This window comes from Pseudomonas sp. S3_C06 (assembly GCF_054667675.1).
Map to the genome: position 1 here is coordinate 5883387 of NZ_CP162747.1, position 12984 is coordinate 5896370.

Sequence of the window (12984 nt, forward strand, 5' to 3'; positions counted from 1 at the left end):
TGCGTCCGCTGTTGGGACGCGGAGCGTCCCCGGCTGCATTCCCAAGCGGAGCGTGGGAACGATCAGGCAGGGTTGGTGTACGACACAAATCCTGTGGGAGCGAGCCTGCTCGCGAATGGCCGCGACGCGGTCTCAAGCCATCAACGGTGCGTAGCAATCCAGATCAACAGCCCCGCCTGAAACACCGCAAACGCCACCAGACACGTAATCGTGAAGCGCAACCCGGCGTCTTCACGCTTGAACTTGCTGACTTTGTCTTCCTGCTTCTTCAGCTTCACTTCCTGCTCGGCCAGATTCTGTTCGGCCTGTTGAAGCATTTGCGCCGCTTCAAGAATCTCGACGATCTGCAGCTTTTCGCTGTTCCAGTCGCCGAGCAAATCCCCAACCTGCACTTCCTTGACGCTGCCCTTCAAATGCTGGGCATCGGCGTACACCACATCAAAACCATGCACACGCAGGAAATGATCGCGGCGCAGACGCGTGTCTTCGTTCAGCGCGTCCTTGTTGTTCAAATCCATGCCGTCGACGGTGTAGGTCGGCCAGCGCTTTTTCGCCCAATTGATGCCTTGCGCGGCCATGTAACGGCCGATGCCACGGTTCATCGGTTCGATCTGCAGGCCGCTGTCCGGGCCGAAGTGCACACGCCTGGTGGTGTGATCAACCCACACATCCAGCTGATTCTGCTCTTTGCGCACACGCTGACCGGGTAGTTTGATCGCCATGCGCATCAGGCTTTTTTCTTTGCTGCTGCGCTCGGCATAGCCGAACTCGACGAAGCGCAAGGGGCGCCCGCCAGTGTTGCGGTCGGTTTGCAGCGGGGCCAGGCGGAGCATCTTGTGGTGCTCGACGTGGACATCCGCCCACGGCAGCTCGACCGCTGGCGGTGCGTCTTTTTCAGCGGTGGTGTCGGGTGAAGTCTGGGTATCAGTCATAACGGCGAGATCCTGTCCAAGCCCTGCTTGCCGCCAGCCATTGCGCTGGCGACAAAGGCTTATCGGCCGTTTTTTGCAGGACTAGAGGGCAAACAACGGTTAACTGGCGCGAAGTCCGTCAATAAATTCGATGATTTTGCTGCCCAGTTCCGCAGCCAGCGGCAAATTAGGATCCTTGTACGAAGCCAATTGCCGCTTCATATCGTTGTGCACGATGCGCATGACGTGGTTCATGCCTTCGATCACCACCAGATCGGCGTCCGGTTTGACGGCTTTGAGGCGTTTCGCGTCCTCGGTACCGACCTGAATGTCGTTGCTGCCCTGAACAATCAGCGCCGGCATCTTCAGTTGCGCGAAGGCTTTTGCCGGATCCTGACGGAACAGTGAAATCAGATACGGCTGCACACTCGGGCGGAAAATCACCTGCAACGGCTGCGGCACATTGTCATCGGTGTGACCGGCCTTGAGGCTGTCGAGCAGTTCGTTACTGCGCAGCATCAGCGGTGGCGGCAGGCTGCGGGCCAATTGCTCGCGGATCACCTGATCGACCGGTCGGGCACTGCCGGACAGAGAAATCACCGCCGCCGCATCGACTTTCGGCGCAGCGAGGCTGGCAATCAGCGCGCCTTCACTGTGGCCGAGCAGGATCAGTTTGCCGAAACGCGGATCGGCCTTGAGCTTCTGCCCCCATGCCACCGCATCCGCGGCGTAGGCTTCTATCGACAAATTGCGCTCATCCGGCGTCGCCGCCAGGCTCGCGGCCACCCCGCGTTTGTCATAACGCACGCTGGCGATATTGTGTTTAGCCAGCACCCAGGCCAAGCGCTTGAGGCTATCGTTGCGCCCGCCGTCGGGGTTGTTTCCGTCACGGTCTGTAGGACCCGAGCCAGAAATAATCAGGACAACCGGCACCGGGTTGTCAGATTTTGGCAGCAGCAGCGAACCGAAAAGTTCGCCGGTGCCGGTATCCAAAGTAACCGGGCGTTGTAGGACCGTCGCTTGGGCAAAGCCCGTAAAGAGGGTAAGACTCAAGATCAAAACTCGCAGCATCATCACGCCATCATTCGCCAAGGTGCCGGTTGGACTCGCCAGCACCACTAAGGTTCGAGGATGAACTACTCGGTTAGCCTGCGTATACTGGCGCGCATCACGAATTTGGGTTTGATTTCACGGAGCGTCCTGCATGTCCGGCAATACCTACGGCAAGTTGTTCACTGTCACCACCGCTGGCGAAAGCCATGGTCCGGCGTTGGTCGCGATTGTCGACGGCTGCCCACCGGGCCTGGAGATCTCCCTCGAAGACCTGCAGCGCGACCTCGATCGGCGCAAGCCGGGCACCAGCCGCCACACCACCCAGCGTCAGGAAGCCGACGAAGTCGAAATCCTTTCCGGCGTGTTCGAAGGACGCACCACCGGTTGCTCGATCGGCCTGCTGATCCGCAACACCGACCAGAAGTCCAAGGACTACTCGGCGATCAAGGATCTATTCCGCCCGGCCCACGCCGACTACACCTATCACCACAAATACGGTGAGCGCGACTACCGTGGCGGTGGCCGCAGCTCGGCGCGCGAAACCGCGATGCGCGTGGCGGCGGGCGCGATTGCCAAAAAGTATCTGGCCAGCCAAGGCATCGTCATTCGTGGCTACATGAGCCAGCTCGGCCCGATCGAAATCCCGTTCAAGACCTGGGATTCGGTGGAGGAGAATGCCTTCTTCAGCCCCGATCCAGACAAAGTCCCGGAGCTGGAAGCCTACATGGATCAGTTGCGTCGCGACCAAGACTCGGTCGGCGCGAAAATCACCGTCGTCGCCGAAGGCGTGATGCCGGGTCTGGGCGAGCCGATTTTCGACCGCCTCGACGCTGAGCTGGCTCATGCGCTGATGAGCATCAACGCCGTCAAAGGCGTGGAAATCGGCGCCGGTTTTGCGTCGGTCGCTCAACGCGGCACCGAACACCGCGATGAAATGACCCCGGAAGGTTTCCTCAGCAACAACGCGGGCGGCATCCTCGGCGGTATCTCCTCCGGTCAGCCGATCGTTGCGCATCTGGCGTTGAAGCCGACTTCCAGCATCACCACCCCGGGCCGTTCGATCGACATCCACGGCAACCCGGTCGATGTCATCACCAAGGGCCGTCACGACCCGTGCGTGGGCATCCGCGCCACGCCGATTGCCGAAGCGATGATGGCCATCGTGTTGATGGATCACCTGCTGCGTCACCGTGGCCAGAACGCCGATGTGCGCGTGAGCACGCCGGTGCTGGGTCAGCTTTGATGGCAGGCCTTAAAGCCGTCGCGGCATAACCGTGGCGGCGCTCCCTTACTGGCGGCTGTCCAGTTTCTATCTGTTCTATTTCGCCTTGCTCGGTTCGACAGCGCCGTTTCTGGCGCTGTACTTCGATCACCTCGGCTTCAGTCCGGCGCGGATTGGTGAACTGGTCGCCATCCCGATGCTGATGCGCTGTGTGGCGCCGAACATCTGGGGCTGGCTCGGCGATTACACCGGCAAACGCCTGGCCATCGTGCGCTTCGGCGCGGTGTGCACGCTGCTGACCTTCTCGTTGATTTTCGTCAGCAAGACCTACGCCTGGCTGGCGATGGTCATGGCGCTGCACGCATTCTTCTGGCACGCGGTGCTGCCGCAATTCGAAGTCATCACCCTGGCGCATTTACAGGGGCAGACTTCGCGTTACAGCCAGATTCGCCTGTGGGGCTCGATCGGTTTCATCATCACCGTGGTCGCGCTCGGCCGGTTGTTCGAATGGCTCAGCCTCGATATCTACCCGGCGGCGCTGGTGCTGATCATGGCCGGCATCGTCCTCAGCAGTCTGTGGGTGCCGAATGCGCAACCGCCGCAGGGCAATCGGCCGAACGGCGAGGGCTTTCTCAAACAGCTGCGCAATCCCGGCGTGCTGGCGTTTTACGGTTGCGTGGCGTTGATGCAGATGAGCCACGGCCCGTATTACACCTTTCTGACCCTGCACCTTGAACGACTCGGCTACACACGCGGCACCATCGGCATGCTCTGGGCCGTGGGTGTGGTCGCCGAAGTGCTGATGTTCATGGCGATGAGCCGGATTCTTGCGCGGTTTTCCCTGCGTCGGGTACTGATGGCGAGTTTTCTGCTGGCGGCGCTGCGCTGGTTGCTGCTAGGTTCGTTCGCCGAGTTTCTCTGGGTGCTGTTGTTCGCGCAGATTCTGCACGCAGCAACCTTCGGCAGTTTTCACGCCGCTGCCATCGCCTTCGTGCAACGTAGCTTCGGCGCCCGCCAGCAAGGGCAGGGCCAGGCGCTGTACGCGGCGCTGGCCGGCACCGGCGGTGCGCTCGGCGCGTTGTATTCCGGTTACAGCTGGAATGCCCTCGGCGCGACATTGACCTTTAGTATTGCCAGTCTCGCGGCACTCGCTGCTGCCGTTATCATTGCCACACGTATGCAAGAGGACAGGCCATGAGCCTTACGCGTGAACAACTCGCCCAGCAAATCGTCGACGCCGGGCGTTTTCTGTATGGTCGCGGCTGGTCGCCGGCCACCAGCAGTAATTACTCGACGCGCCTGTCGCCGAGTGAAGCACTGCTGACCGTATCGGGCAAGCACAAGGGCCAGTTGGGCCTGGACGATGTGCTCGCCACCGACCTTTCCGGCAACAGCCTGGAACCGGGCAAAAAGCCCTCCGCCGAAACCCTGCTGCACACTCAGCTTTACAGCTGGCGTCCGGAGATCGGCGCGGTGCTGCACACCCATTCGGTGAACGCCACGGTGCTGTCGCGCCTGACCCCGGAAGACTTCATCGAGTTTGAAGACTACGAACTGCAAAAAGCCTTCAGCGGTGTTTCGACCCACGAATCGCGAGTGCGCGTGCCGATTTTCGACAACGATCAGGACATTGCGCGCCTCGCCGCCAAGGTGCAGCCTTGGCTCGACGCCCATCCTGATTGCGTCGGTTATCTGATTCGCGGTCACGGCCTCTACACCTGGGGCGCGCAGATGAGCGACGCGCTGCGGCAGATCGAGGCCTTTGAATTTCTGTTTGAATGCGAGTTGAAAACCCGCAGCGTTATGAACCGCCAAGGCTGACTTCACCAGAAGTAGCCCATTTGCCTGATGAAATGCTGTGCCCGACCGGTCTGCAAGAACCGGACGGCAAGGCCGATACCGAGGAATTGCCCCAATGAGCAGCCTGTCCGTCTATCACGTTTCCAGCCCCGACATTCCGAACAAGGTGCTGACCCATTTCGAAGACATCGCCTCGACCTTGGCCGAGCAGGGCGTGCGCTTCGACCGCTGGCAAGCCGCCGCAAAGATTCAGCCCGGCGCCACCCAGGAAGAAGTGATCAGCGCCTATAAAGAGCAGATCGACCAACTGATGACCGAGCGCGGTTACATCACCGTCGACGTGATCAGCCTGAACAGCGATCACCCGCAAAAAGCCGAATTGCGCGCCAAGTTTCTCGAAGAGCACCGTCATGGCGAAGACGAAGTCAGATTTTTCGTCGCCGGCCGTGGCCTGTTTACCTTGCACATCGACGATTATGTCTACGCCGTACTGTGCGAGAAGAACGATTTGATCTCGGTTCCGGCCGGCACCAAACACTGGTTCGACATGGGCGAGCATCCGCACTTTGTCGCGATCCGTCTGTTCAACAACCCGGAAGGCTGGGTTGCCAACTTCACCGGCGAAGACATCGCCGGCCGCTTTCCGCGTCTGGAGGACTGATTCGATGTCGATCAAAGCCATCGTCACTGACATCGAAGGCACCACCAGCGCGGTGAGTTTCGTCTTCGACGTGCTGTTTCCGTATGCCGCTAAACACCTGCCGGATTTCGTCCGCCAGAACGCCGAACGTGCCGATGTTGCCGAGCAACTCGACGCCGTACGCCGTGACAGCAATGCGCCGCAAGCCGATGTTGAACGGGTTGTTGAAATCCTCTTGAGCTGGATCGAGGAAGATCGCAAAGCCACGCCACTCAAGGCCTTGCAAGGCATGGTCTGGGCCCAGGGTTATCACGCCGGGCAGTTGAAGGGGCATGTTTATCCGGATGCCGTTGAAGCGTTGCGACGCTGGCATGCTGCCGGTTATCAACTGTTTGTGTACTCGTCGGGATCGATTCAGGCGCAGAAGCTGATTTTCGGCTGCTCGGAGGCGGGGGATCTGACACCGCTGTTCAGTGGTTACTTCGACACGACGTCGGGGCCCAAGCGTGAGGCGCAGTCGTACACCAATATCCAGAAAGCCATCGGCGTTCAACCGCAGGAGATCCTGTTCCTCTCGGACATCGTCGAAGAACTCGACGCTGCTCAAGCAGCCGGCCTGCAAACCTGCGGCCTGGCCCGTGAAGGCGGGGAGCTGGGAAGCCACGTCACCGTCGACACCTTCACCGGCATCGAACCCGAAGCCTTCTGATCTCACCGATCTAGTGTGGGAGCGAGCCTGCTCGCGAAAGCGTCCGTTCAGCCAGCATTTTCAGTGGATGACACACCCTATTCGCGAGCAGGCTCGCTCCCACAGGGTTTTGCATCAGGCACAAAAAAACAGGCCGTGAAGCGAAAGCTCCACGGCCTGTTTTGTTTAAAGCGCTTTAAAAATTACAGCGAGTGATACGTCGGCAGGGCAAAACGCTGCTGGCTCTGCAGCATGGCAATTTGCGGCAGTTCACTGGCTTGTTCAGCCAGGTCGCGGCGAATTGCACTGATCGCCCACGACAGTTGGTCGCCGGCATGCAGTTGTTGATAAGTCAGTGCACGCTTAAACACTTTGCCGTCGCTGCTGCGCAGAGTCAGCAGAATCCCGCCATCGGGACGTGGCGCAGTGGTGACGTCGAAGTTGGAGAACAGGGAGGTAAATTTTTCTTGGATCAGGCTCATGTCTATCAGCTCCGTATGCACTTGAATGGCAAGCATGCAGAGGAGGTTGCAGCGATTGTGCCAGCATTTGAAAATAATAAAGTTCTTATAAATCAATAAGTTAGAAACTATGAAAATTCAAGTCGTCGTGCAAACTGCATGAATGGCCATCGTGCATCCTGCATTTTGCGGGATCGTTATCGAAACAACGGAACCAATCGCTTACCCGATGATCACCGCCACCGTCGGCCGATCAGCGGATACAAAACATTGCAAAAACCGCGTGTACAGCCCGAGAAGCGCTGACGTATTTTCGATCTCGACCCGCGCTTGAGTGCGCTGGTTGCTTCAAGCAAGCCCGAAAAATAAAAACATCGACCTGCACGCCAAGGTCGGACGGGGAGCTTTCATGAGCCACGCGCCAAGCGACACGATTACCTGGGGCATGATGCTCCGCAAACTGCCGATGATTGCCAAAGCCATTCCGCGAGTGGTCAAGGGCATGAAGGTGGCCAACGTCACGGATCCGACTCAAAGCTGTGGCCTTGGCTGGACATTCGAACAAGCGACGCTGCGCAATCCCGAGGGCCCGGCGTTACTGCAGGGCGATGTGCGGCTGACCTATGCGCAGGTCAACCAGTGGGCCAACCGCATCGCGCACTATCTGAACGGGCAGGGCATCGGCAAGGGCGATGTAGTCGCGGTGTTTATTGAAAACCGCCCGGAATTGCTGGTGACCATTCTGGCGCTGGCCAAGGTCGGCGCGGTCAGCGCGCTGCTCAATACCTCGCAGACGCGCGACACGCTGATCCACAGTGTGAATCTGGTGGCGCCGGTGGCGATTGTGGTCGGCGAAGAACTGCTTCCGGCTTATGCGGCGATTCGCGAGCAAGTGGCGATTACCGCGCCGCGCACCTGGTTTGTCGCCGATCAGGACACCTATAGCCATCCGGGCATTGCGCCCGAAGGCTACGTCAATCTGATCAGCGCCAGTGCCGATGCCTCCAGCGAGAATCCGTCGAGCAGTCAGCAGGTGTTTTTCGACGATCCGTGTTTCTACATTTACACCTCCGGCACCACCGGCCTGCCCAAGGCCGGGGTGTTCAAACATGGCCGCTGGATGCGCAGTTCTGCCAGTTTCGGCATGATCGCCCTCAATATGGGCCCCGACGATGTCGTCTATTGCACCTTGCCGCTGTACCACGCCACCGGTCTCTGCGTGTGCTGGGGCTCGGCAGTCAACGGCGCCTCAGGCTTCGCAATTCGCCGCAAATTCAGCGCCAGCCAGTTCTGGAACGATGTGCGCCGTTATCGCGCGACCACGATCGGCTATGTCGGCGAGTTGTGCCGTTATCTGGTCGATCAACCGGCCAGCGCCGATGACAACCGCCACGACGTGCGCAAAATGATTGGTAACGGCTTGCGCCCGGGCGCCTGGGCCGAGTTCAAGACCCGTTTCGCCGTCGACCACATCTGTGAGCTGTACGCGGCGAGCGACGGCAACATCGGCTTCACTAACATTCTCAACTTCGACAACACCATCGGTTTTTCGCTGATGGCCTGGGAGTTGGTGGCTTACGACCATGACAGCGGTGAGCCGCTGCGCAGCACCGACGGTTTCATGCGCAAGGTCGGCAGGGGCGAGCAGGGCCTGTTGCTGGCGCGGATCGACGAGAAGGCACCGCTGGACGGTTACACCGATCCGCAAAAAACCGCCAAAGTTGTCCTTCACGACGTGTTTAGCAAAGGCGATCGTTTTTTCAACACTGGCGATCTGCTGCGCAACATCGGTTTTGGTCACGCGCAATTTGTTGATCGCCTCGGTGACACCTATCGCTGGAAGGGCGAAAACGTCTCGACCACTGAAGTCGAAAACCTGCTGCTGCAACATCCGCACATCTCCGAGGCGGTGGCGTATGGCGTGGAGATCCGCAATACCAACGGCCGCGCCGGCATGGCGGCGATTACGCCGGCGGAATCCCTCGCGACCCTGGATTTCGCCGAGTTGCTGACCTTCGCCCGCGAACGTATGCCGGCCTACGCGGTACCGTTGTTCCTGCGGGTGAAGGTGAAAATGGAAACCACCGGGACCTTCAAATACCAGAAAACCCGACTGAAAAATGAAGGTTTCGACCCTGGCCAGACGGGCGATGATCCGATCTACGCATGGCTGCCTGGCACGCAGACTTACGTTCGGGTCACCGATGAGGTGCTGGCGGAAATTCATCAAGGCAAGCATCGTTATTGAATCTGGCTATGAGTCGGCTTGAGAAAAAGGGGGTGACAGCCACCGTCTCGCTCGGGAAACTGTCGGCTTTCCGATTGACCGAAAGTGGAGTTGCCCCATGTCCGACCAAAGCCGCCAGATGACCCCTGAAGAAGCTGCCGAATTCACCGAGCAGGTTTTCAACAAGGCGCGCGACGGTGATGCCGAGATGCTCGATCGCCTGGTCACCGCCGGTTTGCCGGTCAACCTGAAAAACAGCAAGGGTGACACGCTGCTGATGCTGGCCAGTTACTACGGCCATGTCGATGCGGTGAACGTACTGCTTAAACACAAGGCTGACCCGGAAATGCGCAATGGCAACGGCCAGAGCCCGATTGCCGGTGCGGCGTTCAAAGGCGATCTGGCGGTGGTCAGGGCGTTGGTCGAGGCGGGCGCCGAGATTGAAGGCTCGTCGTTCGATGGGCGTACGGCGTTGATGATGGCGGCGATGTTCAACCGTGTTGAAATCGTTGATTACCTGATCAGCAAAGGCGCCAACGCGCAAGCCAAGGACGCCAACGGCGTGACGGCGCTGGACGCGGCCCGCACCATGGGCGCGGTCGACACCACCGCACAGCTGGAAAAACTGTTGGGTTGATAAGATCAGAAGATCGCAGCCTGCGGCAGTTCCTGCACGGATCCCTTGTAGGTGCTGCCGCGGGCTGCGATCTTTTGCTTTGTGCGCTATCCTCCGCGCCCTCGAAATTCACCTGCCACAGGATCCGCCCTCATGAAAGCCGCACTCGCCGAACTCATCAGCAAAATCAGCTCCGGCTGCATGGGCGAGGACGAGATCCTGAAAGTCGCCGACGAAGCGGCGCAGGCCTACGCCGATGCGGATGCCTTTCTGACCGCCAATCCGGACATCAACTACGACGACACCTTCCCGATTCCGCTGGGCGAGTGGGTCGTGGTCGGCAGCCTGCCGGAAACCGTGCTGTTCCAGGCAGACACCTATGTCGACCTGTTCGCGCAGATCGTCGCCTCGTTTGGCCCGGGTGTGGATTTCAACCTCAAGCCCAAGCAATTGGCCAAGACCGAAGCCCTGACTGCACTCAACCGCATCCAGGTGCAGATGAGCAGCATGAACAAGGAAAACGGCGGCTACACGCTGATGAACTTCAGCCAGTTGCTCGACGACGAACTGCAGATGGTTTTGGTCTACGGCAACGACGTACCTCGCGTACTGGAGTTGTGCGCCGAAGTCGGCATCGCCGCCGCTCCTTCGCTGGAAGCCTTGAAGATCGCCGTTCACGTCTGAACGCAATAAAAGGGAACCCTGCGCGCGACCGTCTATCCTAAAAGTGCATGCCACTATTCTGGAGCGACACCATGGGTTCCACGTTCAACGGTCTGATTGGCCTGATCATTCTTGCCCTCGACATCTGGGCCATCATCAACGTGTTGAAAAGCGGCGCGACCACCGGGATGAAAATCGTCTGGGTGCTGCTGATCATCCTCCTGCCGGTGCTGGGCCTGATCATCTGGGCGATCGCCGGACCGCGCGGCAACGTGCGGATCTGAATCAGCTAACACCGCAATACCCCTCTAGGAGCGAGCCTGCTCGCGAACGCGGTAGATCAGTCATCGACAATGTTGGCTGACACGCCGCCTTCGCGAGCAGGCTCGCTCCCACATGGGATTGTGGTGGGCCGATGAAGTGAGGTTCGACCTGTCATCTTCGGCAACGTAGAATGCGCGCCTTTCCCGGGCAATCGTCCCCACGATTGACGCCCGCGCATTCATCGGAGCACTTCACCATGACCGTTACCAAAACCAGCGAGTACCTGGAAACCCTCTACGAAGGCTACGGCCAGCGTTTTCGCATGGAAAAACTGCTGCACGAAGTGCGCACCGAACACCAGCACCTGGTGATCTTCCAGAACCCGCGCATGGGCCGTGTCATGGCACTGGACGGCGTGATTCAGACCACCGAAGCCGACGAATTCATCTACCACGAAATGCTCACCCACGTGCCGATCCTCGCCCACGGCAGCGCCAAGCGCGTGTTGATCATCGGCGGTGGTGACGGCGGCATGCTCCGTGAAGTGACCAAACACGCCGGCGTCGAGCACATCACCATGGTCGAGATCGACGGCACCGTGGTCGACATGTGCAAAGAGTTCCTGCCGAACCATTCCAGCGGCGCCTACGACGATCCGCGTCTGAACCTGGTGATCGACGACGGCATGCGTTTCGTCGCCACCACCACGGAAAAGTTCGACGTGATCATCTCTGACTCCACTGACCCGATCGGCCCGGGCGAAGTGCTGTTCTCGGAAAACTTCTACCAGGCGTGCCACCGCTGCCTGAACGAGGGCGGCATCCTCGTGACCCAGAACGGCACGCCGTTCATGCAGATCGACGAAGTGAAAACCACGGCCGGTCGCCTGAACAGCCTGTTCCCGGACTGGCACTTTTATCAGGCTGCGGTGCCGACCTACATTGGCGGCTCGATGACCTTTGCCTGGGGCTCGACCAACCCGGCTTACCGCAAGCTGAGCCGTGAAACCCTGCAACAGCGCTTCATCGGCAGCGGCATCGTCACCCGCTACTACAACCCGGAAATCCACATCGGCGCATTCGCCTTGCCGCAGTACGTGCTGCAGGCGATCAACAAGCCAAGCAACGACTAAAAGAACACTGCAACTCCCCTGTGGGAGCGAGCTTGCTCGCGAAATCGGACTGTCAGCCAACATATTTGTTGAATGAAAAACCGCTTTCGCGAGCAAGCTCGCTCCCACATTTGCTTCCCCGTAATGTAGATGTCGTTTTATTCACGTTCGTGCGCTGTAATCCTTTTGAACCAACTTTCGGCGCACCAGTCGATTTAGGTGTAAGCCCATTTGCGGGTTTGATCGAGGAGGCACCGATGCAAAAGTGGAAAGTCACTTTCGTGGACGATCATGGTGAAATTGTCGATGAGGTGTTCGAGCGCGCGGAATGCCCCAGCGACGATGAGGCCGCTCGATTGATCAAGGCACGGCTCCTGCCCGTCGCCGCCGAACTGGATCTGAACGATCTGGAAGGGCGCACCGCCGATGCTGGCGTCAAAAGCCTGAAAACCCAGAACAGCATCGAAATCCGCAGCATCACCCCAATCTGAAAATCTTCCTTCATCCGAAGCAACCAGGCCTTGGCAGCAGCTCTATCTTGGGGCTACTCTGCAAGCGAGATCAGCGAACGGATCGCTAAGGTCTGGTCTTGTCAGCTACATGCTTGTTCCCGCGTGCAACCACGTTGCCGTCGTACTTTGGCCACAGGCCCGGGGCGGGAATACGGAAAGTCTATCCATCTATGCGAGGGGGACGATTCATGAGCACAGCCTATCAAGAAGACATCAGCAGCAATGTTCTGCGCCGCATGAAAGAAGGCGGTTTCGATTTTTCCCGATTCCATCCCATCGAGTTCTACGCGATTTTCCCGGACGAGGAGCGGGCGCGCAGGGCGGCAGGCAAATTTCGCGGTGAATCCATCAATGCCCAGGTCAGCGTGCGTGATGACGGTGCGTGGGCGCTGGAATTAAGCAAAGTGATGTACGCGACCTATGACGATATCGGCGACTTCGAGCAGGGATTCTCTGCCGTGGTTGAACCTCTGGGCGGCATTATCGAAGGCTGGGGTGTGAAACAGGAGGTGCGCAACCGCCACCGTTTGAACTGATCTCTGGTTTCATTTGTTGAACAACGGCTGACCTTCGGGTTGGCCGTTGTCATTTCCGGCGTAAGCAAACGCTGTGGCAAAACCCTGAAACAAGAAACCGAGGCAAAAAAAAGCCACCGGAGAGGGTGGCTAAAAGGGAAGACCGATAAGGAGAGGAAACCGGTCAGGGTTACAGCGGGGCGGGCTGCCGAGGCAATCCCGATCAGTTGAGCTGGGCGCTTCGTGACGTGGTAGTCGGCGAAGTTTTGCAGCGAATGCGCGGATTATCCGCAGGCAGCGC

The 12984-nt window shown here is 59.0% G+C and carries 15 protein-coding genes; 12 read left to right on the plus strand and 3 right to left on the minus strand.

Going from position 1 to position 12984, the window contains the following annotated elements:
* Positions 1 to 140: 140 nt before the first annotated feature.
* The gene (locus tag AB4N44_RS26215) at positions 141 to 932 is read right to left on the minus strand and encodes a hypothetical protein (RefSeq protein WP_460111449.1); all 792 of its coding nucleotides are present in this window, start codon (positions 930 to 932) and stop codon (positions 141 to 143) included.
* Positions 933 to 1031: 99 nt separating this feature from the next.
* Positions 1032 to 1985, minus strand: a complete 954-nt coding sequence (locus AB4N44_RS26220) for an alpha/beta hydrolase (RefSeq protein WP_127926456.1) — start codon at positions 1983 to 1985, stop codon at positions 1032 to 1034.
* 130 nt (positions 1986 to 2115) lie between these two features.
* Between AB4N44_RS26220 and aroC the strand changes: the two genes are divergently transcribed.
* From aroC to mtnC, 5 genes are all read left to right on the plus strand, one after another.
* The gene (gene aroC, locus AB4N44_RS26225) at positions 2116 to 3207 is read left to right on the plus strand and encodes a chorismate synthase (protein WP_077571784.1); all 1092 of its coding nucleotides are present in this window, start codon (positions 2116 to 2118) and stop codon (positions 3205 to 3207) included.
* 31 nt (positions 3208 to 3238) lie between these two features.
* Complete coding sequence (locus tag AB4N44_RS26230) at positions 3239 to 4384, plus strand: MFS transporter (protein WP_034151740.1); 1146 nt, start codon at positions 3239 to 3241, stop codon at positions 4382 to 4384.
* Entirely contained in the window at positions 4381 to 5007 is a 627-nt protein-coding gene (locus tag AB4N44_RS26235) for a methylthioribulose 1-phosphate dehydratase (RefSeq protein ID WP_127926457.1), read from the plus strand. The genes AB4N44_RS26230 and AB4N44_RS26235 overlap by 4 nt, the downstream gene beginning before the upstream one ends.
* A gap of 94 nt (positions 5008 to 5101) precedes the next feature.
* On the plus strand, positions 5102 to 5647 hold the full coding sequence (locus tag AB4N44_RS26240; protein WP_102901171.1) for a 1,2-dihydroxy-3-keto-5-methylthiopentene dioxygenase: 546 nt from the start codon (positions 5102 to 5104) through the stop codon (positions 5645 to 5647).
* Between the two features lie 4 nt (positions 5648 to 5651).
* A complete protein-coding gene (mtnC, locus tag AB4N44_RS26245) occupies positions 5652 to 6335 on the plus strand; it encodes an acireductone synthase (protein WP_127926458.1) in 684 nt (227 codons plus the stop codon).
* 182 nt (positions 6336 to 6517) lie between these two features.
* Here mtnC and AB4N44_RS26250 read toward each other — a convergent pair whose 3' ends face one another.
* The gene (locus AB4N44_RS26250) at positions 6518 to 6796 is read right to left on the minus strand and encodes a DUF3509 domain-containing protein (protein ID WP_008080936.1); all 279 of its coding nucleotides are present in this window, start codon (positions 6794 to 6796) and stop codon (positions 6518 to 6520) included.
* Positions 6797 to 7184: 388 nt separating this feature from the next.
* Between AB4N44_RS26250 and AB4N44_RS26255 the strand changes: the two genes are divergently transcribed.
* The 7 genes from AB4N44_RS26255 (at position 7185) to AB4N44_RS26285 (ending at position 12704) form a co-directional block, all read left to right on the plus strand.
* A complete protein-coding gene (locus AB4N44_RS26255; protein ID WP_127926460.1) occupies positions 7185 to 9023 on the plus strand; it encodes a long-chain-acyl-CoA synthetase in 1839 nt (612 codons plus the stop codon).
* A gap of 97 nt (positions 9024 to 9120) precedes the next feature.
* Entirely contained in the window at positions 9121 to 9639 is a 519-nt protein-coding gene (locus AB4N44_RS26260; RefSeq protein WP_127926461.1) for an ankyrin repeat domain-containing protein, read from the plus strand.
* A 132-nt stretch (positions 9640 to 9771) separates the two neighbouring features.
* Entirely contained in the window at positions 9772 to 10302 is a 531-nt protein-coding gene (locus AB4N44_RS26265; protein WP_127926462.1) for a hypothetical protein, read from the plus strand.
* A 71-nt stretch (positions 10303 to 10373) separates the two neighbouring features.
* Positions 10374 to 10565 (plus strand): PLDc N-terminal domain-containing protein, encoded by a 192-nt coding sequence (locus tag AB4N44_RS26270; RefSeq protein ID WP_007914053.1) that lies wholly within the window; start codon positions 10374 to 10376, stop codon positions 10563 to 10565.
* A gap of 236 nt (positions 10566 to 10801) precedes the next feature.
* Positions 10802 to 11677 carry a polyamine aminopropyltransferase gene (gene speE, locus AB4N44_RS26275; RefSeq protein ID WP_016982904.1) on the plus strand — a complete coding sequence of 292 codons (876 nt, stop codon included), beginning with the start codon at positions 10802 to 10804 and terminating at the stop codon, positions 11675 to 11677.
* 236 nt (positions 11678 to 11913) lie between these two features.
* On the plus strand, positions 11914 to 12147 hold the full coding sequence (locus AB4N44_RS26280; protein ID WP_007914057.1) for a hypothetical protein: 234 nt from the start codon (positions 11914 to 11916) through the stop codon (positions 12145 to 12147).
* Positions 12148 to 12356: 209 nt separating this feature from the next.
* Entirely contained in the window at positions 12357 to 12704 is a 348-nt protein-coding gene (locus tag AB4N44_RS26285; RefSeq protein ID WP_007914059.1) for a ribonuclease E inhibitor RraB, read from the plus strand.
* The last annotated feature ends 280 nt before the right edge of the window (positions 12705 to 12984 follow it).